Raw genomic sequence first — 24,843 nt, 5'->3', positions numbered from 1 at the left:
GATTTCTGCCCGGACGGAATGAACAGGTGATGCCCCGGTGGAGACCGTTCCGAACGGGTGAAGACCCCGATCCACGGTTCACTCTCGCCAATGAGCGGACGTATCTGGCCTGGATCCGCACGGCGACGGCCTTTGTCGCGTCGGGCGTCGGACTCGAAGCGTTCGGCGGCGACATTCTCAACCCGACGGTTCGTGCCGGCTTGGCCGCGTTGTTACTCGTCGGAGGCGCTCTGATCGCCATTACTTCTTTTGTTCACTGGATCAGTGCCGAGCGAGCGCTGCGTGCTGAGCGCTCGTTGCCGGTACCGCTGATGGCGCCGGTGGTCGGCATCGTGCTGGTGATCTGCGCGACCGTCCTGGTGGTCGAGGTCGTGAACTGATTGACCGCGCTGGAACCGTCGGAAGGTGTCAAGCCTCCGGACAAGGGCTTGCAGTCCGAGCGCACATCGCTCTCGTTCGTACGGACGAGTCTGTCGATCCTCGGCTTGTCTGCCGCCTGTTTGAGATGGTTGCCGCCGTTCGGTTCGCTAGCACTGATCGGCCCGTCCCTCGCTGCCGTGCTTGTCGTCGCGGTGACGGTCTACGAACGTCGGTCGCGGCCCAGGCGGTTGGCCCAGTTCTCAGCCGAAAAGGCAACGCCAGCTTTGGGTATGGGTGCAGCTCTCGCGGTCGCCCTGCTCCTGCTCAGTGCGACGGGGCTGTGGATTCTGCTGAAGTAACCTCGGCTTTGGGTGCCCAGCCGGGTGGGCCGAACACGTAGCCTGCGCGCTGGCGCCACGACTTCGACGCTTTCCAGTCGCGAGCGATGGCAGCGTATTCGCGTGTTTGGAGCTTCCAGATGTTGTACGTTCCGACCGGCGTCGTGAGTCCGTAGGTGGGCCGGTGGGTTTCGGCCGCGAAGGTTCCGAACATCCGGTCCCAGATGATGAGAATTCCGGCGTAGTTGCGGTCGAGGTACTCGGCGTCGGAGCCGTGGTGGACGCGATGGTGTGACGGCGTGTTGAAGATGAATTCGATGGGCCGCCAGAGTTTTCCGACACGTTCGGTGTGGACGAAGAACTGGTAGACGAGGCTGACGGAGAAGCCGACGAACACCATCCACGGCGGGATCCCGAGGAACGGCAACGGCAACCACATGATGATCTCACCGCTGTTGTTCCACTTCTGTCGCAGTGCGGTGCTGAAATTGAAGTACTCGCTCGAATGGTGAGCCTGGTGTGTGGCCCAGATGACTCGAACTCGGTGTGCGATGCGGTGATACGCGTAATAGAGGACGTCGATTCCGAGCAGCAGGATCACCCAGGTGTACCAGGCAGTCGGCGAGAGGTGCCACGGAGCGAGATACACCCAGATTGCGGAATAGCCGATCAGCGCCAGCACTTTCCAGAAGGTGCTCGTTGCGATCGACACGAGTCCGAGTAGAACGCTGGTTCTGGCGTCGACGCTTCGGTAGCCGCCCTGTGCCGGCCGTGCGCGTCCGTCGGCGTCGTCGGGATGATCTTCGAGCGCACGGGCCGCGAACCATTCGATTGCGAGGAAGATGACAAACGCGGGGATTGCGAGCGTAACGGGATCATGGAGCGGTTCGAGCAGTGACTTCCATGATTCGAGAAGGGTTTCCCACACGCGATTTGTCCTGTTCTCTAGCTCTGATCGTTACATCATGCATCAAAATGTAACGTCAGGGAACCCTTTGCGGCGAAGAACTCGCAGGTTTGTTGCGACTATTCATAGAACGATGGTAGGAATTGCCGGTGCATATCACCGCGAAGGTGGACTACGCCGTGCGGACTCTGGTCGAGCTCGCGGCAGTTGGTCCTGACCCGGCCAAGGCCGAGTTTCTCGCCAAATCCCAGGTAATACCCCACAAGTTCCTGGAAGCGGTGCTCTCGGACCTGCGGCGCGGCGGCTTGGTCAACAGCCGTCGAGGCCCGGACGGGGGATACTGGCTCGCTCGGTCCGCGGACGAGATCACGATTGCCGACGTCATACGAGCTGTCGAGGGACCGCTGGCTTCGATTCGGGGTCAGCGACCGGAAGACGTCGACTACGGGGGACCGGCAACGCCCCTCAAGGAGGTGTGGATTGCAGTGCGAGTCAACCTCCGTGCTGTGCTCGAAAATGTCACACTCACCGATGTTGCAGGTGGAGAGTTGCCCGAGTTCATTCACGAACTGACGGCAGATCCCGAGGCGTGGAATCGGCGCTGATACAGCCCGGTTTCAGTGTGCCCGTCGACGCGGAACTGCCATAGGAGCAGTGTTCGCGGTGTTGCCTCCCGCGGATTTTGCGTCGTACATCAGATGATCGGCCGCAACGATTGCTCGGGAGAACTCGTTGTAGTCGAACTCTTCCTGATGTGGGATGAAAGGTAGCGTCGCTGCGCCGACGCTGACCGTGGCCAAGGGGTCGTCGGAAGCGTTCACGACGGCTTTGGGCAGTGTCGCGATTCTTTTGCGAAGTCCGTACGGGGTGCCGATCATCACAACGGTGAACTCCTCGCCGCCGGTGCGCGCGGCGTAGCCGAAACCGTTCACATGCTCCTGCAGGCGCGTTCCTGTCCGGATGATGACGGCGTCACCGACTTCGTGACCGAAGGTGTCGTTCACAGCCTTGAACTTGTCGATGTCGACGACGGCAACAGCAATGTCGGCACGATTTGCCGACGCGACCGACCAGATACGCTCCGACATGTCCCACAGCCCTCGCCGGTTCAGGAGTCCGGTGAGTGCATCCACCTTGGATCCCGTTGCGCGCGAGAGTAATTGCCGCCAGGTGAATTGAATGGTGGCCGGAATGAAGATCACGGCACACAGTACGACGTCGGTGCGTGCAATCACGCTGGTTGCCGAGTAGTCGCCGTTCGTCAGGCCGAGCACGGTCAGGGCGATGACAAACGTCGTGGCAAAGGCGAGGTGGAATGCCAGCCAGCGGCGGTCGAGAAAATAGGTGAAGTAGGCGCCGGTGGCCACAAAGAGTGCCGCGCCGAAAAGGGCGGCGTTATGGCTGGTGAAGGTGATGAGAATCGAGGCCGTTCCGAGATCCGCCCACAGACCGTAGAGCTTGAGCATGCGTGAACCTCTGATTCGGCCGACAAACCAGAGAATCGTGGGGATCAGGTTGACGGTCGCAATGCCGACGAGCCAACTGCGCGCAAACGGTCCGTCCGGGCCCTCTCCGCTGAGGAGAAACAGGAACGCCACGATCGAGAAATTGAGTGAGCAGAATCCGATGGTCAGACGGACGAGACGTAGTACGGAGCCTCGTCCGGACTTCGATCCCCACAGCATTACCGTGGACGAAACCGGCCAGGTATGCAGGAGCGGGTCCATCAGATTCCTTCGCCGAGCACATTGCGGTTAATTCACCGCAAAGTATGTCAGGCCATGTTGATTCACGCGTCAACTTGGCAGTGGGCGTCACGCCGTGGAGCTGCTCACAACTCTCTCTGTCGCGCTGTTCAGGCATTTGCCGTGCGTGAGTGTGAGGTACGCCTCGAGTTTCCGCGCTGTGTGTTCGATCGCACAATATTGCAGACCTCTGCAAAGTTGCAGAGCTCTGCAAGTTGGGTACCGTGTTGGGGTGATCATCGAACAAGGCCTTCGCGACCGCAAGAAGGCAGCAACCCGTGCCGCACTCAGTGGCGCGGCAGCACGGCTCGCTCGTGCGCTGGGGATCGAATGCGTCACCGCTGACGCGATCGCCTCCGAGGCCGGAGTGTCGACGAGGACGTTCCACAACTACTTCTCCAGCAAGGAGGAGGCAGTGCTCGCCAGTTTCGAGGAATCGGTGAACCTGTGGATCGAGGCGCTTGCGTCGCGGCCCGCGGACGAACCAATTCTCGACGTCCTCGAAGAACTTGTGGTCGAAATCGTGAACGACTCAGGTCCGAGTGGGAGTGAGAAGGCAAGTATCTGGCTGCTGTCGGATTCGAGTCCCGCGCTCTACCGGGATGCCGCAGACATGCATCAGCGGATCAACCGTGCAGTCGTTCAGGCATTGGCGGAACGCACCGGTACCGACGCCGAGAAGGACCTGTACCCGACGCTCCTCCTGGGAGCGGTGGGCGGAGCCGCTAAATCGGTGATCGACGTCTGGACTGGCGGAAAGTCGGAGGCTTCCAGTCCGGAGGAGTTGGTTCACGACGCTTTTCGGCAGATTCGTGCCGGATTGCCCGCGCCGCCGCCCGCCCCTGAGATGTCGCGTCCCTGAGATGTCCCGTCTCTGAGCCCCACACGTAATACCTGTCCACGTACACGCACCGAAACAGCAAGGAGCCCGTCGTGGCCACCTATCTTTATCGGATCGGCAAGTTCGCCTACCGGCGAAAAGGCGCGGTCCTCAGCGTTTGGCTGATAATCCTGGTCCTGATGGGCGTCGGGGCAGCCACTCTGTCCGGCCCCACCAAGGATTCGTTCTCCATTCCGGGAACCCCGGCACAGCAGGCGCAAGACCTGATGGCGGAGCGTTTTCCCGACGCGCCCAACCCGATGGATTCGCTGAGCGCGCGATACGTAGTGCAAGCTCCGGCGGGCACGACGCTGGCCGATCCGGCGAACGTCAAGGCCATGGACGACATGCTCGCGAGTATTCGTGGCATCGACAAGGTCGCCGACTCCGCCAAGGTGGACCCGGCGACTGCCACTCCGGAACAGGCCGCGAAGGCGTTGGTCAATCCGGTTACCGGCAACGACTCCATGGTTGCGATGTTCAAGGAAAAGGCTGCTGCGGCTGGAACTTCCGAGACGCAGGCCGTGGACGACGCGCGCGCGTTGTCGCCGCTCAGTGCCGACGGCACGGTCGGGTACGTCGAGGTTCCGTTCAGCGGTGACTTCGCCGATCTCGATCAGGCGTTGCGTGATTCGATCAACTCCGCAGCCGATGTCGGTCGGGCCGAGGGACTCAACGTCCAGGTCAGTGGTTCTGCTGCTCAGGAAGCGGAGATGCCCGGTGGTGTCACCGAGCTGATCGGTATCGCCGTTGCCGCTGTCGTTCTGGCCATCACGTTCGGTTCGCTTGTGGCCGCGGGGCTTCCGCTCCTGACCGCGATCATCGGTATCGCTATCGGCAGCCTTGGAATCACGGTTGCCACCGGATTCATGGATCTCAGTTCGATGACTCCGACGCTGGCGATCATGATCGGTCTGGCCGTGGCGATCGACTACTCGCTGTTCATCATGTCCAGGTTCAGGCATGAGCTCACCCTCACCGACAACCGTGCCGAAGCAGCAGGTCGCGCCGTCGGAACTGCCGGTTCCGCAGTGGTATTCGCCGGTTTGACAGTCATCATCGCGCTCGTTGCCTTGCGTGTCGTCGGCATCCCGTTCCTCTCGGACATGGGTGCGGCAGCGGCCTTCACCGTGCTGATCGCGGTACTGATCGCATTGACCTTGCTGCCCGCGATCCTGGGTATGTTCGGACGCAAGGCTTTTGCCGGCAAGATTCCCTTCCTCAGCAAGCGTGCGGAGGAGTCCGAAAACAATGATTCAGGCAAGCCGAAGCTGGCTCTGCGCTTCATCACCGCCGTCGTTCGTCGTCCGCTCGTGCCGCTGATCGGTGGAGTAGTTCTTCTGGGCGCATTGGCTCTGCCCGCAACGGGATTGAGCCTGGCATTGCCGTCGGAGGCCACCGGTGACCCGGCGACCAGTGCGCGTCAGGCGTACGACCTGATCGACGAGGGCTTCGGTGACGGCCGCAACGGACCGCTGATCGCGGTTGTCGACGCCAAAGATGCCAGCGTCCCCGCCGGGGAGGCCTTTGCGGAGGTCGTCTCGACCATCTCGAGCTTCGGTGACGTCCAGAACGCACAGGTCGTGAGGGTCAACGAAGCCGGCGACACCGCGCAGGTACTGATCACTCCGAAGAGCGGACCGACCGATCCGGCCACGATGGACCTGGTGGGCAGCCTCCGCGGAGCAGAAGGCGGACTCAACGATTCGATCGGCGTCAGCTACGGCATCACTGGTCAGACCGCACTCGAAGGCGACGTCTCGGACACGCTGAAGGATGCATTGGTGCCCTACCTTGCCGTAGTGGTCGGCCTTGCATTCATTCTGTTGCTCTTGGTGTTCCGTTCGATCCTGGTTCCGCTGACCGCGACGCTCGGCTTCCTGCTCAGCGTGCTCGCGACATTCGGTGCGACGGTGGCGATCTTCCAGCACGGTTGGTTGGGCATCATCTCGAACCCGCAACCGCTCGTGAGTTTCATGCCGATCTTCCTGATCGGCGTGGTGTTCGGGTTGGCGATGGACTACCAGGTGTTCCTCGTGACGCGTATGCGTGAGGAGTACGTCCACGGTGCGAGCGCGAAGGAGGCCGTGACCATCGGCTTCAACCACGGTGCCCGCGTGGTCAGTGCGGCCGCGGTCATCATGATCTCCGTGTTCGGTGCCTTCATCGCAGAACCGAACTCGTTCATCAAGTCGATCGGATTCGCGCTCGCCGCGGCGGTGTTCTTCGACGCCTTCATCGTGCGCATGGTGATCATCCCGTCCGTCATGGCACTGCTCGGCGACAAGGCGTGGTGGCTGCCGAAGTGGCTGGACAAGATTCTGCCGAACGTCGACATCGAGGGTGAGAAGCTCAGCAAGGCCCTCCGTGACGAGAAGGAAGCGGAACTGCAGTCCGCATCTGCTTGATCTCTGCTGTGCGCCTTTATTAACCCCCCGCGGTTAATAAAGGCGCACAGCTGTTTTTGTGTATCGAAATATCCAGCGGCACATGTCGGCCAGGATTGGTAACCTTCGCTCACTATGCTGATCAGGCTGCTGCGCACTTATCTGACGCCGTACCGGGGTGAACTCACGGGCGTTGTCGTCCTGCAGTTTATTTCGACTATGGCGGCCCTTTACCTTCCGAGTCTCAACGCCGACATCATCGACAACGGCGTGACCAAAGGCGACACCGGCTACATCCTCTCCACCGGCGGGATGATGCTGATGGTCACGCTGACGCAGATCCTGTGCTCGGTGGGTGCCGTCTTCTTCGGAGCACGAGTCGCCATGGGCGTCGGGCGCGACCTCCGAGCGTCGGTGCTGCATCAGGTCGGGACGTTCTCGGCCAGGGAAGTCGGGCACTTCGGTGCGCCTTCGCTGATCACCCGCAACACCAACGACGTCCAGCAAGTACAGATGATGGTCGTGATGAGTTGCACCATCCTCGTCATGGCGCCGATCATGTGTATCGGCGGCATCATCATGGCTCTGCGCCAGGACCTGAATCTTTCCTGGATCCTCGGGATCAGCGTCCCGCTCCTCGTAGTCTCGATGGGTTTCCTGATCGCCCGGATGGTCCCCGGATTCCGGGTCATGCAGGGCCGCCTCGACGCCGTCAACCGTGTTCTTCGCGAACAGATCACGGGCATCCGCGTCGTCCGAGCGTTTGTACGGGAACCGTACGAGGTAGAGCGTTTCGGCGACGCCAACCGCGAACTGACGGAGACTGCACTCGGCGTCGGCCGCCTCATGGCACTGATGTTCCCGCTCGTGATGCTGATCAGCAATGTCACCAGCGTCGCGGTCATCTGGTTCGGTGGCCATCAGATCAACGAGGGCTCGATGCAGATCGGCTCGCTCACCGCGATGCTCAGCTACATCATGCAGATCCTGATGGCCGTCATGATGGCCACTTTCATGGCGGTGATGCTGCCGCGTGCGTCGGTGTGCGCCGAACGTATCTCCGAGGTGCTCGACACGGATTCGTCGGTGATTCCGCCCGAGAATCCGGTCCTGGAGTTGAAGGACCCGGGCGTCGTCGAGCTTCGTGGGGCTCAGTTCCAGTTCCCCGGAGCCGAGGAGCCAGTGTTGCGCGACATCACCTTCCGCGCCGAACCAGGCAAGACGACGGCGATCATCGGCGGCACCGGATCGGGAAAGACCACTCTGCTCAACCTGATTCCGCGTTTGATCGACTCCACCTCCGGATCGGTATCGGTGGGCGGTGTCGACGTCCGCGACATCGACACGGAGCTGCTCTGCTCGGTGATCGGTCTGGTCCCGCAGAAGCCGTATCTGTTCTCCGGCACTGTCGCCACCAATCTCCGCTACGGAAACCCCGAAGCTACCGACGAATGGCTGTGGGAGTGCCTCGAGATCGCCCAAGCTGCCGACTTCGTCCGCGCCATGCCAGAAGGCCTGGACACACCGGTGGCACAAGGCGGTACGACGGTATCGGGCGGTCAGCGTCAGAGACTCGCCATCGCCAGAGCGTTGGTGCGTAAGCCGCAGATCTATCTGTTCGACGATTCCTTCTCGGCACTCGACCTCACTACCGACGCAAGGCTGCGTGCGGCGCTCCGGCCGGTCACGCAAGACGCCTGCATCGTCGTTGTCGCGCAGCGTATCTCCACCATCGTCGAGGCCGATCAGATCATCGTGCTCGACGACGGCGCCATCGTGGGGATCGGCACGCACGACGAACTCGTGGTCAGTTGTCCCACCTACGGCGAAATCGTCGCCTCTCAGCTAGCCGTACAGGACGCATCATGAGTAATCGATCGACTTCCTCGCCTCCCATCGGCCCGCCCGGCGGCGGCGATCCCACCAAGAAGGCCATGAACTTCGGCCCTTCGCTCAAGCGTCTCCTCGGTCGCTTGAGCCCGGACAGGCCGATCGTCATCCTGATCTTCGCTTTGGTGACGGCAAGCGTCGTACTTTCCTCGATCGCGCCGAAGATCCTGGGAAACGCCACCAATCTGATCTTCGACGGCATCGTCAGCAAGCAACTCCAGCCGGGGACGACAAAGGAACAGGCTGTCGAAGGATTGCGCGCTTCGGGGCAGGGTCAACTCGCCGACATGGTGTCCGGCATGGCCGTTGTGCCCGGAACCGGAATCGATTTCGACGCCGTCGGCAAGGTCTTGATGATCGTGCTGCTGCTGTTCGTCTGCGCGTCGCTGTTCAGTTGGCTGCAGGCGTATCTGCTCAACATCGTGGTCCAGCGAACCGTTCGTCGTCTGCGTGAGGACGTCGAGCAGAAGATTCACCGACTTCCCTTGCGGTACTTCGATACCCATGCCCGCGGTGATGTTCTCTCACGCGTGACCAATGACATCGACAACGTCGCGCAGAGCTTGCAGCAGACGCTCAGCCAGTTGGTCATGTCGGTGATGACCGTCCTGGGCATTCTGGTGATGATGCTGTGGATCTCACCGCTGCTCGCCTTGATCGCGGTGGCAACTGTTCCGCTGTCGATCATGGTGACGGCGTTTATCGCGAAGCGTTCACAGAAGCACTTCGTGGCGCAGTGGAAGAGCACCGGCGGAATCAACGCGCAGGTCGAGGAAGCATTCAGCGGCCACGAGTTGGTCAAGGTGTTCGGTCGCCAGCAGGAGGTCGAGGAGCGCTTCCGCAAGCAGAACGAGGATCTGTACGAGTCGAGTTTCAAGGCGCAGTTCATCTCCGGTCTGGTCATGCCGGCCGTGATGTTCCTCGGCAACCTCAACTACGTCGCCATCGCAGTGGTGGGTGGCATGCGCGTCGCATCCGGAACGATGACCCTCGGCGACGTGCAAGCGTTCATCCAGTACTCGCGGCAGTTCACCCAGCCGCTCACGCAGATCGCGTCGATGACCAATCTGCTGCAGTCCGGCGTCGCTTCGGCCGAGCGGGTCTTCGCGCTGCTCGACCAAGAGGAGCAGTCGGAGGACCCGAAGAGTGCGAAGTCGCCCACGGTCGACAAGGGTCGCGTCAAGTTCGAGAACGTCACCTTCAGTTACAAGCCGGAACAGCCGCTGATCGAGGACCTGTCCCTGACTGCCGAGCCGGGCCAGATGGTTGCGATCGTCGGACCCACCGGCGCCGGCAAGACCACCCTCGTCAACCTCATCCTGCGGTTCTACGAACTCAATTCGGGCCGAATCACTTTGGACGGCATCGACATCGCCGACATGACGCGAGACGATCTGCGCTCACGGATCGGCATGGTTCTGCAGGACGCGTGGCTGTTCGGTGGAACCATCCGCGAGAACATCGCCTACGGCAAGCCTGGTGCCACCGACGAGGAGATTCGTCGTGCGGCCGAGATGAGCTACGTCGACAAGTTCGTGCACTCTCTGCCTGAGGGTTACCACACGGTCATCGACGAGGAAGGCAGCAACGTCAGTGCAGGCGAGAAGCAGCTCATCACTATCGCCCGCGCCTTCATCTCGCAGCCGTCCATCCTGATCCTCGACGAGGCGACCAGTTCGGTGGACACACGCACCGAACTGCTGGTCCAGAGCGCCACCGCGGTTCTGCGCAACGACCGCACCAGCTTTGTCATCGCGCACCGTCTTTCGACAATTCGTGATGCGAACCTGATCGTGGTGATGGAGGAAGGCCGGATCGTGGAGCAGGGGAGCCATGAGGCTCTGCTCGAATCCCGCGGCGCGTACTTCCGTCTGTACAACAGCCAATTCGTGGGCGCGGAGATCTGATGCCTCAGTAGACTGGAGCAGACTTGGTCCGCTGGGTGGACCACATTCTGTGTACTGGAGGCGCTCGGCGATGCATTCGTTGCTGGGGAAAGCGCGCCTGATACTCGATTCCTTCGATGCGGATTCGGGTGCGCTGTCGCTGACCGAACTTGCGAATCGGAGTGGTGTTGCGAAGGCGACGGTGCATCGAATAGCCGGTGAACTGGTGTCTCTTGGTCTACTGGAACGGGTCGGAACCAAGTACAGGTTGGGGTTACGGCTCTTCGAACTGGGGCAGTTGGTTCCTCGTCAACGTATTCTGCGCGAGGTGTCCTTGACGTATGTGCAGGATCTTCACGCGGCGACCCGGGAGACGGTTCACCTCGCGATTCGCGACGGCCTCGATGTTCTGTACATCGACAAGATCTCCGGTCATCACGGGGTGGACCTGCCGTCGCGGGTGGCTGGCCGGCTGCCGATGTATGCCACGGCAACCGGCAAAGCGATACTCGCGTACTCACCGGATTCCGTTTTTCGAGCGGTGACAGGCAACGGATTTGTCGAGTTCACCGATCGGACGGTGAACTCGGAAGACGGGTTACGTAGGCAACTCGACGCTGTTCGTTCGCAGCAGTTGGCGGTCGAGACCGAAGAGGTTCGCCTGGGAACATCGAGTATCGCTGCCCCGATCTTCGGTGGACTTGGTGAAGCAGTTGCCGCGATCGGTGTGTCGAGTCCGCGGTATCGAATGGATACCGAGCGTTTTGCCGAACCGTTGCGCGCGGCGGCCGAAGGGATCAGCCGGAAGGTATCGGTTCTCGAACGCTCGGCATAACCGTTTTATCGACGCACGCAGAGCAGCGCGATCACGCCGAGAACCGAAGCCCCGGTCATGGAGATGGCCACGGCAAGACTGGTGTTGCCAAGAAGGCCGACGATGGGCGCAACCACAGCGGCAGCGCCGAACTGCGCAAATCCGATCAGCGCGGCTGCTGAGCCTGCGGCTTCTCCGTGACGGGACAGTGCAACCGCCGGTGCGTTGGGCATGACAAAACCCGTTGCGCAGAGCATCAGCAGGATGGGGACGGCAAACCCGACGAATCCCCACGAGTCGGTGGCGGCAACAACAACAAATGCAGCGCCGACGGCACTACTGCCCCACATTGCCCAGATCGTGATGGAATTCGGCGACCACCGGCCGAGAAGCACAACGTTGAGCTGGGACGAACCGATCAAAACGACGGCGCCGCCGGCAAAGGCAAATCCGTATGCGGTGGCGCTCAGTCCGAACTGTTCCTGCATCACGTAGGACGACGCGGCGATGTACGACCACAAAACGCCGCGGCCGAGACCGCACACGAGCACCAACACCATGAAGTGGGCATCCTTGCCGAGCGCAATGTAGTTTCGCGCGATGGCGCCGATGCCCTTGCCCGACCGATTCTCGGGTGGAAGTGTTTCCGGCAGCGATACTGCCGCGAGTGCGATCATCGCGATGCCCAGGATGAAGAGAGCGAGAAAGACTCCGCGCCACTGTGTTACGGACATCAGTGCCCCGCCGATGGAGGGGGCCAGGATGGGCGCTACGCCCATGACCAACATCAGCCGCGAAAGTGCAACTGCCGCATCGTGTCCGGTGAATAGATCACGAACGATTGCCATCGCGATCACGCCCGTCGCGGCGGCGCCGAAACCTTGAAGGGTTCGCAGCGCAGTGAGGACTTCGATGGACGGAGCAAAGAAGCAGGCCAACGACGCGCCGACGTGAATTACTGTGCCCACGAGCAGGGGACGTCGACGTCCGTAGATGTCGGACAGTGGGCCGATGAGCAACTGGCCGAAAGCCAGACCCAGCAGTGTGCCCGTCAGGGTCAGCTGAACCATCGTGTCCGACGTGCCGAATTCCTTCGTGATCTGTGGCAGCGCAGGAAGATACATGTCGACGGTGAACGGCCCGAGGGCGGTGAGAATTCCGAGAAGCAGTACCAATCGGATCCGTGCACCGCCCGTCGGGGCGATCACCGTTTGTTCAGTTGTGCTGTTGGTCAAGGAAACCCGAAACTACACTGTAGTAGTCGTATGGTCGTTCTTCCTGAAGATGATGCGACGCCTTGTCCATGATGTAGAGATGGCCATGGGGAATCATCCGCGCCAGCATGAGCGGGTAGTCCGGGGTGAGGAATGCGTCGTGCATGCCCCAGGCGAAGAGCGTCGGCGCCTGGATCTGGCCGAGTTCAGCTGTGAGATCCTGCCAATCGCCACGAGGTGAGTCCGCCGAGGCAGCCAGGGCCATTTCTTCGGGGTCGAGACTTTGCTCGTATCGCATCTGGAGGGTTTCGGCGGGCAACTTCGATCCGTCGAACCATTCGAGACTGGTGATCAAGGTGCGGAGTTTTTCGAGGGTGGGGCCGGTGCCGCCGTAGTAGAGGTCGCGGGCGTTGCGGCCACGCCGGCCATCCTCGGGGAGCGGCGCGAGTGGACCGTAGAAGACGGGCATGCTGCCCGTGATCACCAGGGAGCGAACGCGTTCCGGGTACTTTGCCGCAAGATTGAGCGCTATGGTGCCGCCCCACGAGTTGCAGACGAAGTCTGCGCGTTCGATTCCGAGTTCGTCGAGCAGGGCAACCATCTTGGCGGCGTGGAAGTCCCACATTGGGCCGGCGATGGTGCACTTGTCGGACCGACCGTATTGCAGCAGATCAACGAGAATCGCTCGTCGATCCGAGGCGAAGAGCGGTGCCACCGGCCCGAAGTCGGACCACGCAGTGCAGCCGGGGCCGCCTCCGTGCAGGAAAATCGTGGGGTCGCCCTCGCCGAGGTCGTAGTAATGGAATGTGACGCCATCTGCTTTGGCGTACAAGCTCTTCGGTTGATCAGCCATGGCTATACCTGACCTCGAGGTGAGCGGTATGGGAAGTATCGCGGTCCGGCAGGCGAACCCGGTTCGTGGCTGTGAGACTTCCGAATGCCTAGCGTGCTGGCATGAGAACAGAACTCGAGCACGCGCGTGATCGCGCGGAGGCGATGATCGGTACGCGGGAAACGCGAGAGTTGGGAACGGTGCGTCCGGCGGAGTCGGTTGCGTTTGCGGTTGCCACCGCCGAGACGGCCCCCCGGTTTCTCGACCCGGAGCACCCGGCATTTGCCGTCCATCCGATGTATCTGCCTTCGCTTTTGCGAGGACCGCAAGGTGGCTCCGATCGAGAGTACCGAGCAGACGGCATGTTCCGTGACGAAGTGCCGGGCACAGACGGTATCGACGTGCGCTTGATGGCCGGCGGGCAGAGTGTGACTTTCTTGCGACCGGCCCCGCTGGGTGAGGCTGTCGTCGTAGGGCGAGTACTCGATACCGTGACGACCAAGGGCCGGGCTCCGGACGAGTTTCTGCTGCTCTCGGTCACCAAGACTTACCGGGGTGCGCAGTCCGGCGCATTTGCCGAGGTCGTCGAGAAGTTCATCGTCCGATGACCGAAACAGTAGTCGTGGGCACGCCGATCGAATCGGTGACCTTGGTCTGCGATCCGGTTCGGATCCTTCGATTCGGGGCGTCGACGCACAATTCGCACCGTATTCACTACGACGCCTCCTATGCGCAGACGGAGGGGTTGTCCGCACCGGTGGTCATGGCCCAGTTGCAGGGCACGCTGTTCTTTCGTGCCGCGTCACACTTTGCCGGTGGATACGAAGGAGTTGTGTCCGTCTCCTGGCAGAATCGTGCGCCCGCGCCCGTCGGAACCACACTCGAGGTGTCGGGTGAAGTGTCCCAAATCGACAGTGACCAACTAACTTTGGCATTGCGGGAGCATTCGGACAATGGCGTGCTGTGTGCCGTCGGAACCGCTGTGGTGGTCCGGGTCTGCTGAGCGAACCGAATCCATTGGCGTAGACCGCAATCTCACCCAAGATCTGTTTCATTCAAACGTTCAGTGTCGAGAGGACTTCACATGACTGGTGTCGAGGCGTCGGAAGCCACGTTCGCGCTGCCCGACCGGCCACGAGCGGCCGGTCGGCAGGATTGGACGGCATGGCCGGGTTACAACGCAGCCGGCAGCGGATACCGCGGTTACTGGTACCCGGTCACGTGGTCGAACCACATCACCAAAGACCCCAAGAGCTTCACCATCTGTGGTGAAAAGCTGGCGATCATCCGCGACGCAGGCAAGGCATATGCCCTGCACGATCGGTGCCCGCACCGCGGCGTTCCGTTGTCCGAGGGCGATCAGCAGTTCCCGGGAACCGTCAGCTGCCCGTACCACGGCTGGACGTACCGGCTCACTGACGGCAAGCTGGCCGCGGTCATCACCGACGGTCCGGATTCCAAGATCTGCGGCAAGCTGAACGTCCAGACCTATGCGATCGAGGAGCGACTCGGTCTGGTGTGGGTGTACATCCCGATCGCCAACGAGCCGGCGCCGTCCATCGACGACCAGTTGCCGCGTGAGCTGGTGGAGAACAAGGGTATCGTCGGTGGTCGGATTCAGCCCCGAGAAGGCAACTGGCGCTTCGCATGTGAGAACGGTTTCGACGAGGGACATGCGAAGTACCTGCACCGCACCGCATTGTGGCGTCTGTTCAAGCCGATGCCCACGTGGAACATCACGAGCATCGTTCCGGAGGGACGCTGGATCTACCGCGTGCAGGAAGAGGTGTACTGGGAGGCGGAATTCCCGGGCGTGGGAACCTGGACGAACAAGCGGTGGTGGAAGAAGAAGCCGGACGAGACCCAGATTTCGCAGATCGGAAACGTCGGCGCCGGCCTGGATGTCAATCCTGTGATCGCAGCTCAGAACTTCCCCGGTTTTGCTTCACTGTCCATGCCGGGTGTCCTGCGCATCGCGTACCCCAAGTTCATTCACTACGAGTTCTACGTCCCGGTGGACGAAGACAACCACAAGTACGTCGGCCTCATGGTCAACTTCGTCTCCGGCGCAGCAAAATTGGGCTTCTACGCCAAGTACCTCGGCGCGATCCGCTGGCTGTTCCACGGTCAGTTCTCGGGTCAGGATGCGTGGATGGTCGAGGTCACCGACGCGCCGCCGGAGAAGCTGTACCGACCGGACGTGTCGCTGACGACGTGGCGAAATCTGGCAGAGGAAGAGTACGCCGAGAAGATCGCCGACGCGGCCAAGCACACCCCCAAGGCGCCGGTCAGGCCCACCCGAGAGCGCCGGACGCCAACGTCCCGCTCGGCCCCTGTCGCCGACGCTCAGATTCCCACCGGCACCAGCGAATAGGAGAGATACATGTTCAAGATTCTGACGGCTGTCGCTATCGGTGCCGCTGTTGCAGTGGCAGTTCCCAAGCTGTGGCAGCTGGCCGGCGAGCGCAGCAATACTCAGGTACATCAGGTCAATCCATGACCACTGCGAGGGCCGACGCTCTCGCAGGCCTAGGCGACGAGCGCCGGGAATGGGTCGAGCGAGCCTACGCCCATGTCGATCGTGCGCGATTGCGAGATCTCGCCACTTCGGTGGTGAACATTCCCAGTCCGACGGGTGACGAAGCACCGCTGGCCCGCCACATCACGGCGGTCCTGGCAGCGTCGGGCATCGAGGCCCACACAATGGATCTCGATGATCGGCAAGCGAACTCGTGGGGAAGGCTCCGCGGTGACGGGTCCGGACCGGACCTGTTGCTGTATGCGCCGATCGACACCGTCACGACGGGCGATCCGGCGGAAGACCTGCCGTGGGTGGGAAACGAGCTGCGAGCGGATCTGACGCCGCACGCCCAGTTCGACGAGAACTACGTGATCGGATTAGGTGCGTCGAACCCCAAAGGCCACGCCGTCTGCATCGTCGCAGCGGCCGAAGCAATTGCCGCAGCTGGCATTCCGCTCCGCGGTGACCTGGTACTCGGATTCGGCGCCGGCGGTATGCCGACCAATGCCCGCCCCGGTGTCGGAAACCCCCGACACAACACCGGCCAGGGCGTCGGCTGCTCGTTCCTCCTGGAACAGGGAGTGTGGGCGGACTGCGCGCTGATCGCCAAGCCCGGCTGGACGGTTTCCTGGGAAGAAGTGGGCCTGGCCTGGTTCGAGATCACGGTGCACGGTCTGCACACCTACGTCGGCTCGCGCCACCGGTTGCCGTACCGCAACGCGATTACCGCCGCCGGCGAGGTGGTCGCCAAGTTGGAGGAATGGTTCCCGAAGTACTCGGCGGCGCATCAGGACGGTTTGGTTGCGCCCCAGGGGATCGTCGCCAACATCCGCGGCGGGTGGGAGCGAACAGCGTCGTTCACCCCCGAGCAGGTGCGCCTTACCGTTGATCTGCGGCTCAGCCCGCGGACGACGCCCACCGCAGCCAAGCGTGAACTCAAAGCTGTCGTGGCGGAGATCGCACAATCGCTGGATCTACAGATCGACGTCGAACAGGTTCTTGCCATCCCCGGTGAGGGTTCCGACCCTCGAATGTGGTTGCGCCGCGCCGCAGTCGACGCGTGGGAGGCTGCCGAAGGAGAGCCGCATCAGGACTTCTTCGACGCCAGTGGAGCCACCGACGCAAACATCCTGCGCAGCCGCGGCATCCCGACGATTCGGGTGGGTATGCCCAAGGTGGTCGACGCACCCTTCGAGGTGGACTTCGCGATGGGGATGAACACTGTGGATCTCGCTGCGGCGGAGAGATTTACGAAGTATCTGATCCGAGTGGCCCTCGACACCGTCACCCGCTCGCTCGAGGAAGTAGGAATCGACTGATGGCGAAGATAGTTCTGGGTATCGGTGCCTCCCACAGCACCTTGATGAACACCCATTGGGAAGAGACGACGCACAAGGCGGAGGCCGAACGCTTCAGGGACGCGCTGTATCTGAGCCGGGAGAAGATCGCGGCGTCGAAACCCGATGTTGTCTTGATTCTCGGCTCCAACCACTTTCGCGGTTTCTGGCTGGATCTGATTCCGGCGTTCACTCTCGGCGTCGGAGAGTGCATTTCCAGTGGCGAGTCAGGAACACCCAAGGGACCGCAACGGGTCGACGTGGAGTTCGCCAGGCACCTTGCAAACGAGCTGATCGAAGGTGGCCGGTTCGATCTTGCCTACTCGGCGCGATTGCAGATCGATCATGGTCAGTCTCACGCGATTCAGTACCTTCTCGACGGTATCGATGTTCCGATAGTTCCGTTGGTGGTCAACGTATTCGCGCCGCCTCTCCCGACGTTCAAGCGATGTGAGGAAGTGGCGAAGGCCCTGCGGGATGCCGTTGCGTCGTATCCGGCGGATACCCGCGTCGTGGTGATCGCGTCCGGCGGATTGTCTCATCGTCTGCCCTGGCCGGACTGGCGTGATCCGCACGGTGAGGACGAGGATTTCATGGTTCAAGCCTGGCTGGACGGCCGGGAGAACTGGTCCGACTACGACGTCCGGCGACGCCAGATCATCCGCGCGGCCGATGCCGCGATCACTCCGGAGTTCGATGACCGAATTCTTGATCTGTTTGCCAGTGGCAAGGCAAGTGAGCTTGCCGAGTTCACGACGCAGCAGATCGAAGACGAGGCGGGCAACGGTGCGCAGGAGTTGCGGACCTGGCTCATGATGGCCGCGATGCTCGACTACGTTCCGGGTGAACGCCTTGCCTACGAAGCGATTCCCGAGTGGCTCACCGGTATGGGTGTCACGATTCTCGATCCAGCTGGAACAGCCAGCGCAACAACATAATCTGCACCTTCAGTAAAGGAAGTTTCTCTGATGACAATCTGGAACGAACTTGCCGGACTCGATTTCGAGTTGACGACCGTCGACGCCGGCGGTGTGCCCACGCGCTCTCTGCAGGCAGGATCCGGTGACGAGGCCGTGATCTTCCTGCACGGCACCAGCGGACACCTCGAGGCATTTGCACGCAATATTGCACCGCACGCCGAGTCTTACCGGGTTCACGCGATCGACATGCTCGGCCATGGTTACACCGGCAAGCCTGACTACCCGTACGAGATTCCGCGCTACGTCGAGCATTTGGTGAACTACCTCGACGCGGTCGGACTGGACCGTGTGCACTTGGTGGGCGAAAGCCTCGGTGGTTGGGTCGCTGCCTACCTGGCCAGCGAGCAGCCCGAACGTGTTCTGTCGCTGCAGTTGCTGGCAGCAGGCGGAACAGTCGCGAACCCGGTAGTCATGGAGCGCATCAAGACGTCGACCGCGAAGGCCGTCCAGAGCGACGACATCGAATTGACCCGCGCACGTATGCAGTTGCTCATGCATGATCCCGCCGATGCAACCGAGGAATTGGTTCAGGCTCGTCACCGGATCTACCATCAGCCTGATTTTGTCGCCAACATCCACAACCTCCTTTCCTTGCAGGAGATGGAGGTTCGCCAGCGGAACCTGCTGCGCCCGGATCGAATGGCACTCATCAAGGCGCCGACTCTTGTGGTCTGGGGTCAGGAAAATCCGTTCGGTGATGTTCCGGAAGCGAAGAAGATGGCCGAGGATATTCCGGGCGCTCAGCTCGAACTCTACTCGGAGTGCGGTCACTGGCCGCAGCACGAGCAGGCAGCGAAGTACAACCCGCTGAGCCTCGAGTTCTTGGCAAAGGCATCAGCCAGCGCGAAGGCAGCTATCTGAGAAGTTCCTGCCAAATATACTGCTGCGTAATGGAGCCGGTCTCTCGATTGGGAGGCCGGCTTCCGCGTTTTCGAAGGTACAGTCATCGTCTTACAGCGAAGGAGTTCTCGTGAAGAAAGTACTTCTGCTGACGGCCGACGCCGACAACGGACTCGGTACCGCAATCCGTGACGCCGTCAGGGGTGAGGCGGAGGTAGTTCGATTACCTGAGCGCACCACGGGGGCGCTCCGTGCGGAGTTGCCGACATGCGACGTCGTGGTGGGGGACTGGAGTGGTGATCTGCCACTGGGCAAGGAGGAAGCAGAGCTCGGCCGGAATGTGCTCCTCGTCCAACAGCCTGGTGCCGGAACCAATTTCATCGATGCCGAAGCCTGGCGCGCCGCCGGAGTTCCGGTGGCGAATACTCCCGGTGCAAACGCGAATTCGGTTGCGGAGTGGGCAGTGCTCGCGGCAGGTGTGTTGTGCCGCTCCATGTTCTGGGCGCACAACGAGGTTACCGATGGTCGATGGCCACAGGAATCCATCCTGACGCGCGATTGCCGCGATCTGGCGCAGCGCCGGGTCGGCGTCGTAGGTGTCGGTTCGATCGGCCGCCGGTGTGCAGAATTGTTTGCCGCCTTCGGTTGCGACGTCTACGTCACCGCGCGTTCGAGACCGCGTGACACTGTGGCTGCGACGTTTGTGTCACTCGACGAGTTACTGCCTCTCGCGGATGTCCTGGTGCTGGCCGTCCCGCTTACGGAATCAACTCGGGGACTGATCAATTCCCATCGAGTTGCGCAGTTGCCCACCGGAGCGATCGTGGTCAATGTGGCGCGCGGCGCTGTCGTCGACGACGCGGCATTGGCGCGTGCCTTGCGTTCCAGGCATGTCGGCGGCGCTGCCCTCGATGTGTTCGACGTTGAACCACTACCGATTTCGAGCCCGCTCCGTGGATTCGATTCGACCCTCCTGAGCCCGCACGTCGCCGGCGGCAGCGCCGGAGCGCGTGCGTCGATCTATTCGATGACGGCGCAGAATGTCGCCAGTGCGCTGCGCTCGCAGACAATTCGGTGGACATTGTGATTCGGTGGACATTGTGATCGAGGGCCGTGTTACCGAAGTATTTCGGTCCGCACGTTCCTCCAGGTGCAGTGTTTCGCCGAGGTAAGTTCCTGTCCCCGGTCCGCACGGTGGACCCGGTTGGTTCTCGGGTGTAGGTACACACAGCTAGGTTTGCTCTCCACGACCCGCAACTGCGGCACAGATCACAAACAAAGGTGTGAGTAGATGGCCTCGCTGTCAAAGTTTGGAAGGACTGCTCTTGTTTCGGCTGCGCTGCTGCTGACCGTTGCAACCGGCGCATGCAGCCGCCCGGCGACGCAAAGCACAGCTGATTCCGCCGGAAGTGGACCACTGCGTATCGCAGTCGGAATCGATGCTTCCTACGCTCCGTTCTTCGTAGCGGATCAGGAAGGCATGTTCGACGCTGCCGGTTTGGACGTCGAACTCGTCCAGTTCGGTCGTGGTGGCGAGGCCGTCGACGCACTCTCGACCGGGCAGGTCCAGATCGCCGGTAGCTCCGATACGACAACGATCGCCCAGTTGCGTCAGAATCCGTCGTTGCGCGCGATGTACTCGTACGAGGCGTCGGGTGACTACATCAAGGTCGTGCTGCGTAACGGTGTCGACTCACCGGCTGCGATCAAGAAGATGGGCATCGTCCCGGGACTCAGCCAGATTTCGACGGACAAGTACCTCGCTGCCAACTCCATTGCCCCCGGTTCGGTCGAGATGATCTCGGCGACCCCGACGGACATGCCCGCACTGCTCAGTCGCGGCGACATCGATGGGTTTGTCCTGTGGGAGCCGTGGCCGGCAACCGCCCTGGATCAGGGAACCGGCCACGTGGTGGCAGTAACCGGAGACTACGGCTGGTTCTATCATCATTGGGCGATCACGACGGCTCCGTGGTTGTCGGCCAACGAAGAGACAGCGCGAACCGTCGCGAAGGTGCTCGACGAGGCAACGCGCAAGGTCGAGTCGGATCCGGGCGTGGCAGCGTCCGCGACCAAGGCGGCTGTGAACGTCAGCGAGGATCAGACTATTGCCGCGGTGGACGAGATCGACTTCGCCGTGGTGAATCTCGAAGCTGCGGATGTCGAGTCGGCTCAGTCGATCGTAGATTTCTACAAGTCGATCGGTGTTCTCAGCGACCAGCCGGATCTCGAATCGGCAATGCTTCTGGATTGGTACAAGGATGGTGCACAGTGAGTATCGCAACAAGTGGTTCAACGACCAGCTCGACGAATAGCGCGGGGACAGCCGGCCCCGGCAAGAAGAACACCGGTGTTGCCATCGACGTGGTCGACCTCGGAATCAGCTTCGGCGCGGCGGAGATCGTCGCCGGAATCGACATGCACGTGCAGCCAGGTGAATTCGTCTGTCTGCTCGGTCCGAGTGGCTGCGGCAAGTCGACGCTGCTGTCGTCCATGGCCGGCTTCGTGGAACCCAGCGCCGGCGAGATCGTGTGCGACGGAGATGTCGTCGCCGGCAGTAACCGCCACGCCGGCATGGTGTTTCAGAGCTCCGAAGCGTTGTTCGAATGGATGACCGTGAGCCAGAACGTGGCCTACGGCCCCAGGATGCGTGGAGCGAACCGCAGCGAGCAGGCGAGTATCGCGGCCGAGTACCTCGCGATGGTCGGCTTGCCCCACGCGGGTGCGAAGTTCCCCTCGCAGCTGTCCGGCGGTATGCGGCAACGTGTTCAGATCGCACGAGTTCTTGCCAACCAGCCGTCGTTGGTTCTCATGGACGAGCCGTTCGGTGCGTTGGACGCTCAGACTCGTCAGGTTCTGCAGACCGAACTCGACCGTATCTGGCGGCACACCCGCTGCACCGTGGTATTCGTGACTCACGATATCGACGAGGCACTGACGTTGGCTGACCGTGTGATCGTGATGTCGGCCGGCCCGCGGGCCCGGATCAAGAGCGTCTACGAGGTCAATGCGGCTCGTCCGCGAGACCGCAACGATCCCGAGGTGATCGAGCTCTACGAGAAGCTGCGGGACGACATTCGGGCAGAAGTGGTTGCGTCGCTGCGGAACCAAGGCATTGAGGAGGACGAGCTGTGACGGCTGTAGTGACCGGTGGTTCAGCCGGTGTGAGAACAGCGAAGGTGGCGCAGACAAAAAAGCGTTCGTCGGCGCGGCGATCCAAGATTGTCAAAGCGACGCTGATGTATGCAGCCTCAGCGGCAATCGGTTTGGGCATCTGGTCATTCCTGGCGTGGTGGTACGGGCCGACCACCATTGCATCACCGGCCGAAGTATGGTCGGCGGCACAGGAACTGTGGGAGAGCGGCGTTCTGTGGTCGTCGATCACCGCATCGGGTCAGCGAATTCTCATCGGCTGGTTCCTGGGTGTCGTGATCGGTGCTCCCGTCGGAATTTTGATGGGCCGCATTTCCATCGTGCGACAGCTCCTCGATCCGTACATCGAGTTCTTCCGGTTCATTCCGCCTATTGCGTTTGTCACTCTCGCCGTCGTCTGGTTCGGCATCGGTGAGACGTCGAAGGTTGTTCTGATCTTCTACACCTCGGTATTCATCGTCACGGTCAGCACGATTGCCGCGACTGTAGCGATCAGCGAGAACAAACTGCAGGCAGCGGCAAATCTTGGTGCCAACAAACTTCAGATCATGAAGACGGTGGTCTTGCCGTCGTCGATCCCCGGCATCGTCACGGGCGCTCGCCTGGCGATGGGCAACAGCTTCCTCACCATCGTGTCGGCGGAGATCGTCGCCGCCGACCAGGGTATCGGTTCGATGATCTGGCAGGCTCGAAACTACGGCCGGATCGACTGGACGTTCGTCGGCATCATCGTCCTGGGCATCATGGGCTTCATCTTCGACCGGATTCTCCGCATTCTGTCCTCGCGGTACCTCGCCCGTTACGGCGTCAAATAGTCAGGAGCGCAGCATGAATCACCCGCTGAGCATTGCCGAGCAGGCCGGAATTCCGGGACCGCCCGAGTTCACCGATATCGAGAGTGAGCGGCGTCGTCGCAAGACCGCTGTCATCGGCGGGTATCGGATTTTGTCGAAATTCGGTTTGGACGAGGGAATCTCGGGACATATCACCGCCCGAGACCCAGAGGATCCGGAGACTTTCTGGACTGCGCCGTTCGGGCGGCACTTCTCCCAGGTTCAGCCGGAGGAATTGCTGCATGTGGCGTCGGACGGCACGGTCATTTCCGGAGACGGACCGCTCAACCGAGCAGCGTTTGTCATCCACAGCAAGGTTCACGAGGCTCGTCCCGACGTCATCGGAGCTGTTCACGCTCACGGTTTGAACGGTAAGGCGTTCTCCTCGCTGCACACCCGCCTCACGCCGATCACTCAGGACGCGTGCGCCTTTCACGAGGATCACTCGATCTACGAGGAATATCACGGGGTGGCGCTGGACGAAGAGGAGGGGATTCGCATCGCGGATGCCCTCGGATCGAACAAGGCCGTGATCCTCACCAACCACGGCCATCTGACCGTCGGAACGTCCGTGGAGAGCGCAGTGTGGTGGTATGTGTCGATGGAGCGGTCGATGCAGGCGGAGTTGACGGCGCGAGCCGCCGGTGATCCGGTTGTCCTGCACGAGAAGATCGCGGCGCAGACCCACGAGGCAGTCGGCACCGAGAAGGTGGGGTGGTTTGCGTACTCGACCATCATCCAGATGATCGCAGCAGACGAACCCGAGGTATTCGCGTACTGAATTCCTGCGAGCATTGGGCTCGTCGACCGAGAGGTCGGCGGGCCCTTTTCGTGTTGTCCCGCAACTGTTACCGAGGTCTGTTGAGCGGACCGGTTTCATTTGCGGGAGTCCGACGGCGCAATACCGTATCGAGTGTGAAAACAACGTCTCCCACGGCGACCGACAACGAGATCGGCGTCGATATTCTGATCATTGGTGCCGGCCCCGCCGGGCTATACGGCGCGTACTACGCAGGCTTCCGCGGCCTCTCGGTTGCCGTGATCGATGCCCTTGTGGAACCGGGGGGACAGGTCAGTGCGATGTACCCGGAGAAGGCGATCCTCGACATCGCGGGATTCCCTTCGGTCAAGGGACGCAACCTCATCGAGGGTTTGATGGCGCAGGCCGCCCCGTTCGATCCGGTCTACCTTCTGGGCATGCAGGCTCGTGAGCTGTCGCATGACGACGACGGCCGGGTGCGGATCATCACCAGCTCGGGCCAGGTAGTGGTGGCCGGCGCGGTTGTCATCACCGGCGGCATCGGAACCTTCACCCCGCGGCCGTTGGCGAAGGGTTTGGAGTTCATGGATCGGGGGCTGAGTTACTTCGTCCCGGATTTGTCGGCGCACACCGGGAAAGATGTTGTCATCGTCGGTGGCGGCGACAGCGCATTCGACTGGGCCGTTCACCTGGAACCGATTGCCAAGTCCGTCACCCTGGTTCACCGGCGAGATCGTTTCCGCGCGCACAAGTCCACAGTTGCCAAGGTGCGGGAAAGCAGTGTCCAGGTTCTCGTCAACGCCGATGTCTCGGCGGTACGTGGAAACGGGTGGATCGGCGAGGTCGACATCACCCACAAACAAGACAAGAGCACGTCCACCCTGCCAGCTCAATCCGTCATCGCGGCATTGGGATTCACGGCCGACCTCGGTCCGATGATGGAGTGGGGAATCGATATCGAAAATCGCCACATCGCGGTGAATACACGGATGGAGACGAATGTTTCGCGTGTGTACGCCGCCGGGGACATCACGGATTATCCCGGCAAGGTCCGGTTGATTGCCGTCGGTTTCGGTGAAGCCGCGACTGCGGTGAACAACGCTGCGGCAGCGCTGGATCCGGAAGCGGAGATCTTCCCCGGACACTCCACCGAACAGGAGGGTTAG

24 protein-coding genes are annotated in these 24,843 nt (G+C 61.6%); 20 read left to right on the top strand and 4 right to left on the bottom strand.

Annotated elements, in window-relative coordinates; genetic code table 11:
• Window positions 1-29 precede the first annotated feature (29 nt).
• Complete coding sequence (locus tag H7C86_RS20040) at window positions 30-380, top strand: YidH family protein (RefSeq protein WP_029537421.1); 351 nt, start codon at window positions 30-32, stop codon at window positions 378-380.
• Window positions 381-719: a DUF202 domain-containing protein gene (locus tag H7C86_RS20035; protein WP_029254269.1), complete on the top strand. Its 339-nt coding sequence runs from the start codon at window positions 381-383 to the stop codon at window positions 717-719. It begins immediately after the preceding gene.
• On the opposite strand, the gene H7C86_RS20030 is transcribed toward H7C86_RS20035, so the two are convergent.
• Window positions 685-1,626 (bottom strand): sterol desaturase family protein, encoded by a 942-nt coding sequence (locus tag H7C86_RS20030; protein ID WP_182262118.1) that lies wholly within the window; start codon window positions 1,624-1,626, stop codon window positions 685-687. The genes H7C86_RS20035 and H7C86_RS20030 overlap by 35 nt on opposite strands.
• A 128-nt stretch (window positions 1,627-1,754) precedes the next feature.
• Between H7C86_RS20030 and H7C86_RS20025 the strand changes: the two genes are divergently transcribed.
• The gene (locus H7C86_RS20025) at window positions 1,755-2,210 is read left to right on the top strand and encodes an Rrf2 family transcriptional regulator (RefSeq protein ID WP_003943908.1); all 456 of its coding nucleotides are present in this window, start codon (window positions 1,755-1,757) and stop codon (window positions 2,208-2,210) included.
• Between the two features lie 12 nt (window positions 2,211-2,222).
• Here the strand turns inward: H7C86_RS20025 and H7C86_RS20020 are convergent, their stop codons facing one another.
• Window positions 2,223-3,332 carry a sensor domain-containing diguanylate cyclase gene (locus H7C86_RS20020; RefSeq protein WP_182262117.1) on the bottom strand — a complete coding sequence of 370 codons (1,110 nt, stop codon included), beginning with the start codon at window positions 3,330-3,332 and terminating at the stop codon, window positions 2,223-2,225.
• Between the two features lie 250 nt (window positions 3,333-3,582).
• Here H7C86_RS20020 and H7C86_RS20015 point away from each other — a divergent pair, with 250 nt between their 5' ends.
• The 5 genes from H7C86_RS20015 (at window position 3,583) to H7C86_RS19995 (ending at window position 11,228) form a co-directional block, all read left to right on the top strand.
• Window positions 3,583-4,212 (top strand): TetR/AcrR family transcriptional regulator, encoded by a 630-nt coding sequence (locus H7C86_RS20015; RefSeq protein WP_007731646.1) that lies wholly within the window; start codon window positions 3,583-3,585, stop codon window positions 4,210-4,212.
• A 71-nt stretch (window positions 4,213-4,283) separates the two neighbouring features.
• Complete coding sequence (locus H7C86_RS20010; protein ID WP_141487946.1) at window positions 4,284-6,638, top strand: MMPL family transporter; 2,355 nt, start codon at window positions 4,284-4,286, stop codon at window positions 6,636-6,638.
• Between the two features lie 114 nt (window positions 6,639-6,752).
• Window positions 6,753-8,486, top strand: a complete 1,734-nt coding sequence (locus tag H7C86_RS20005; RefSeq protein WP_021332868.1) for an ABC transporter ATP-binding protein — start codon at window positions 6,753-6,755, stop codon at window positions 8,484-8,486.
• On the top strand, window positions 8,483-10,414 hold the full coding sequence (locus H7C86_RS20000) for an ABC transporter ATP-binding protein (protein ID WP_182262116.1): 1,932 nt from the start codon (window positions 8,483-8,485) through the stop codon (window positions 10,412-10,414). The genes H7C86_RS20005 and H7C86_RS20000 overlap by 4 nt, the downstream gene beginning before the upstream one ends.
• Window positions 10,415-10,484: 70 nt before the next feature.
• Entirely contained in the window at window positions 10,485-11,228 is a 744-nt protein-coding gene (locus H7C86_RS19995) for an IclR family transcriptional regulator (protein WP_007731643.1), read from the top strand.
• A gap of 5 nt (window positions 11,229-11,233) precedes the next feature.
• Here H7C86_RS19995 and H7C86_RS19990 read toward each other — a convergent pair whose 3' ends face one another.
• Window positions 11,234-12,415 (bottom strand): multidrug effflux MFS transporter, encoded by a 1,182-nt coding sequence (locus tag H7C86_RS19990; protein WP_182262115.1) that lies wholly within the window; start codon window positions 12,413-12,415, stop codon window positions 11,234-11,236.
• A gap of 7 nt (window positions 12,416-12,422) precedes the next feature.
• A complete protein-coding gene (locus H7C86_RS19985; RefSeq protein WP_046377785.1) occupies window positions 12,423-13,274 on the bottom strand; it encodes an alpha/beta fold hydrolase in 852 nt (283 codons plus the stop codon).
• A 101-nt stretch (window positions 13,275-13,375) separates the two neighbouring features.
• Between H7C86_RS19985 and H7C86_RS19980 the strand changes: the two genes are divergently transcribed.
• The 12 genes from H7C86_RS19980 (at window position 13,376) to H7C86_RS19925 (ending at window position 24,843) form a co-directional block, all read left to right on the top strand.
• Complete coding sequence (locus H7C86_RS19980; protein WP_182262114.1) at window positions 13,376-13,861, top strand: MaoC family dehydratase N-terminal domain-containing protein; 486 nt, start codon at window positions 13,376-13,378, stop codon at window positions 13,859-13,861.
• Window positions 13,858-14,256 carry a hypothetical protein gene (locus H7C86_RS19975; RefSeq protein WP_021332874.1) on the top strand — a complete coding sequence of 133 codons (399 nt, stop codon included), beginning with the start codon at window positions 13,858-13,860 and terminating at the stop codon, window positions 14,254-14,256. The genes H7C86_RS19980 and H7C86_RS19975 overlap by 4 nt, the downstream gene beginning before the upstream one ends.
• 81 nt (window positions 14,257-14,337) lie before the next feature.
• Window positions 14,338-15,627 carry a Rieske 2Fe-2S domain-containing protein gene (locus tag H7C86_RS19970; protein WP_097388006.1) on the top strand — a complete coding sequence of 430 codons (1,290 nt, stop codon included), beginning with the start codon at window positions 14,338-14,340 and terminating at the stop codon, window positions 15,625-15,627.
• A gap of 122 nt (window positions 15,628-15,749) precedes the next feature.
• Complete coding sequence (locus tag H7C86_RS19965) at window positions 15,750-17,093, top strand: M20 family metallopeptidase (RefSeq protein ID WP_021342534.1); 1,344 nt, start codon at window positions 15,750-15,752, stop codon at window positions 17,091-17,093.
• Window positions 17,093-18,049, top strand: coding sequence for a catechol 1,2-dioxygenase (locus tag H7C86_RS19960; RefSeq protein WP_138871458.1), 957 nt, complete (start codon window positions 17,093-17,095; stop codon window positions 18,047-18,049). Before H7C86_RS19965 ends, H7C86_RS19960 begins: the two co-directional genes overlap by 1 nt.
• A 30-nt stretch (window positions 18,050-18,079) precedes the next feature.
• A complete protein-coding gene (locus H7C86_RS19955) occupies window positions 18,080-18,952 on the top strand; it encodes an alpha/beta fold hydrolase (RefSeq protein WP_019746500.1) in 873 nt (290 codons plus the stop codon).
• A 109-nt stretch (window positions 18,953-19,061) separates the two neighbouring features.
• A complete protein-coding gene (locus H7C86_RS19950; protein ID WP_019746501.1) occupies window positions 19,062-20,018 on the top strand; it encodes an NAD(P)-dependent oxidoreductase in 957 nt (318 codons plus the stop codon).
• Between the two features lie 204 nt (window positions 20,019-20,222).
• Window positions 20,223-21,206 carry an ABC transporter substrate-binding protein gene (locus H7C86_RS19945; protein WP_007731624.1) on the top strand — a complete coding sequence of 328 codons (984 nt, stop codon included), beginning with the start codon at window positions 20,223-20,225 and terminating at the stop codon, window positions 21,204-21,206.
• The gene (locus H7C86_RS19940; protein WP_007731623.1) at window positions 21,203-22,066 is read left to right on the top strand and encodes an ABC transporter ATP-binding protein; all 864 of its coding nucleotides are present in this window, start codon (window positions 21,203-21,205) and stop codon (window positions 22,064-22,066) included. The genes H7C86_RS19945 and H7C86_RS19940 overlap by 4 nt, the downstream gene beginning before the upstream one ends.
• Complete coding sequence (locus tag H7C86_RS19935; RefSeq protein WP_021342537.1) at window positions 22,063-22,899, top strand: ABC transporter permease; 837 nt, start codon at window positions 22,063-22,065, stop codon at window positions 22,897-22,899. The genes H7C86_RS19940 and H7C86_RS19935 overlap by 4 nt, the downstream gene beginning before the upstream one ends.
• A gap of 13 nt (window positions 22,900-22,912) precedes the next feature.
• Window positions 22,913-23,698 (top strand): class II aldolase/adducin family protein, encoded by a 786-nt coding sequence (locus tag H7C86_RS19930; RefSeq protein WP_182262113.1) that lies wholly within the window; start codon window positions 22,913-22,915, stop codon window positions 23,696-23,698.
• Window positions 23,699-23,832: 134 nt separating this feature from the next.
• Entirely contained in the window at window positions 23,833-24,843 is a 1,011-nt protein-coding gene (locus H7C86_RS19925; protein ID WP_182262112.1) for an NAD(P)/FAD-dependent oxidoreductase, read from the top strand.

This window comes from Rhodococcus sp. UFZ-B548, from assembly GCF_903819475.1.
Taxonomy (GTDB): Bacteria; Actinomycetota; Actinomycetes; order Mycobacteriales; family Mycobacteriaceae; genus Rhodococcus_F; species Rhodococcus_F erythropolis.
Note: the sequence above shows the minus strand (reverse complement) of the source record. Positions and strands in the feature narration are given on the sequence as shown.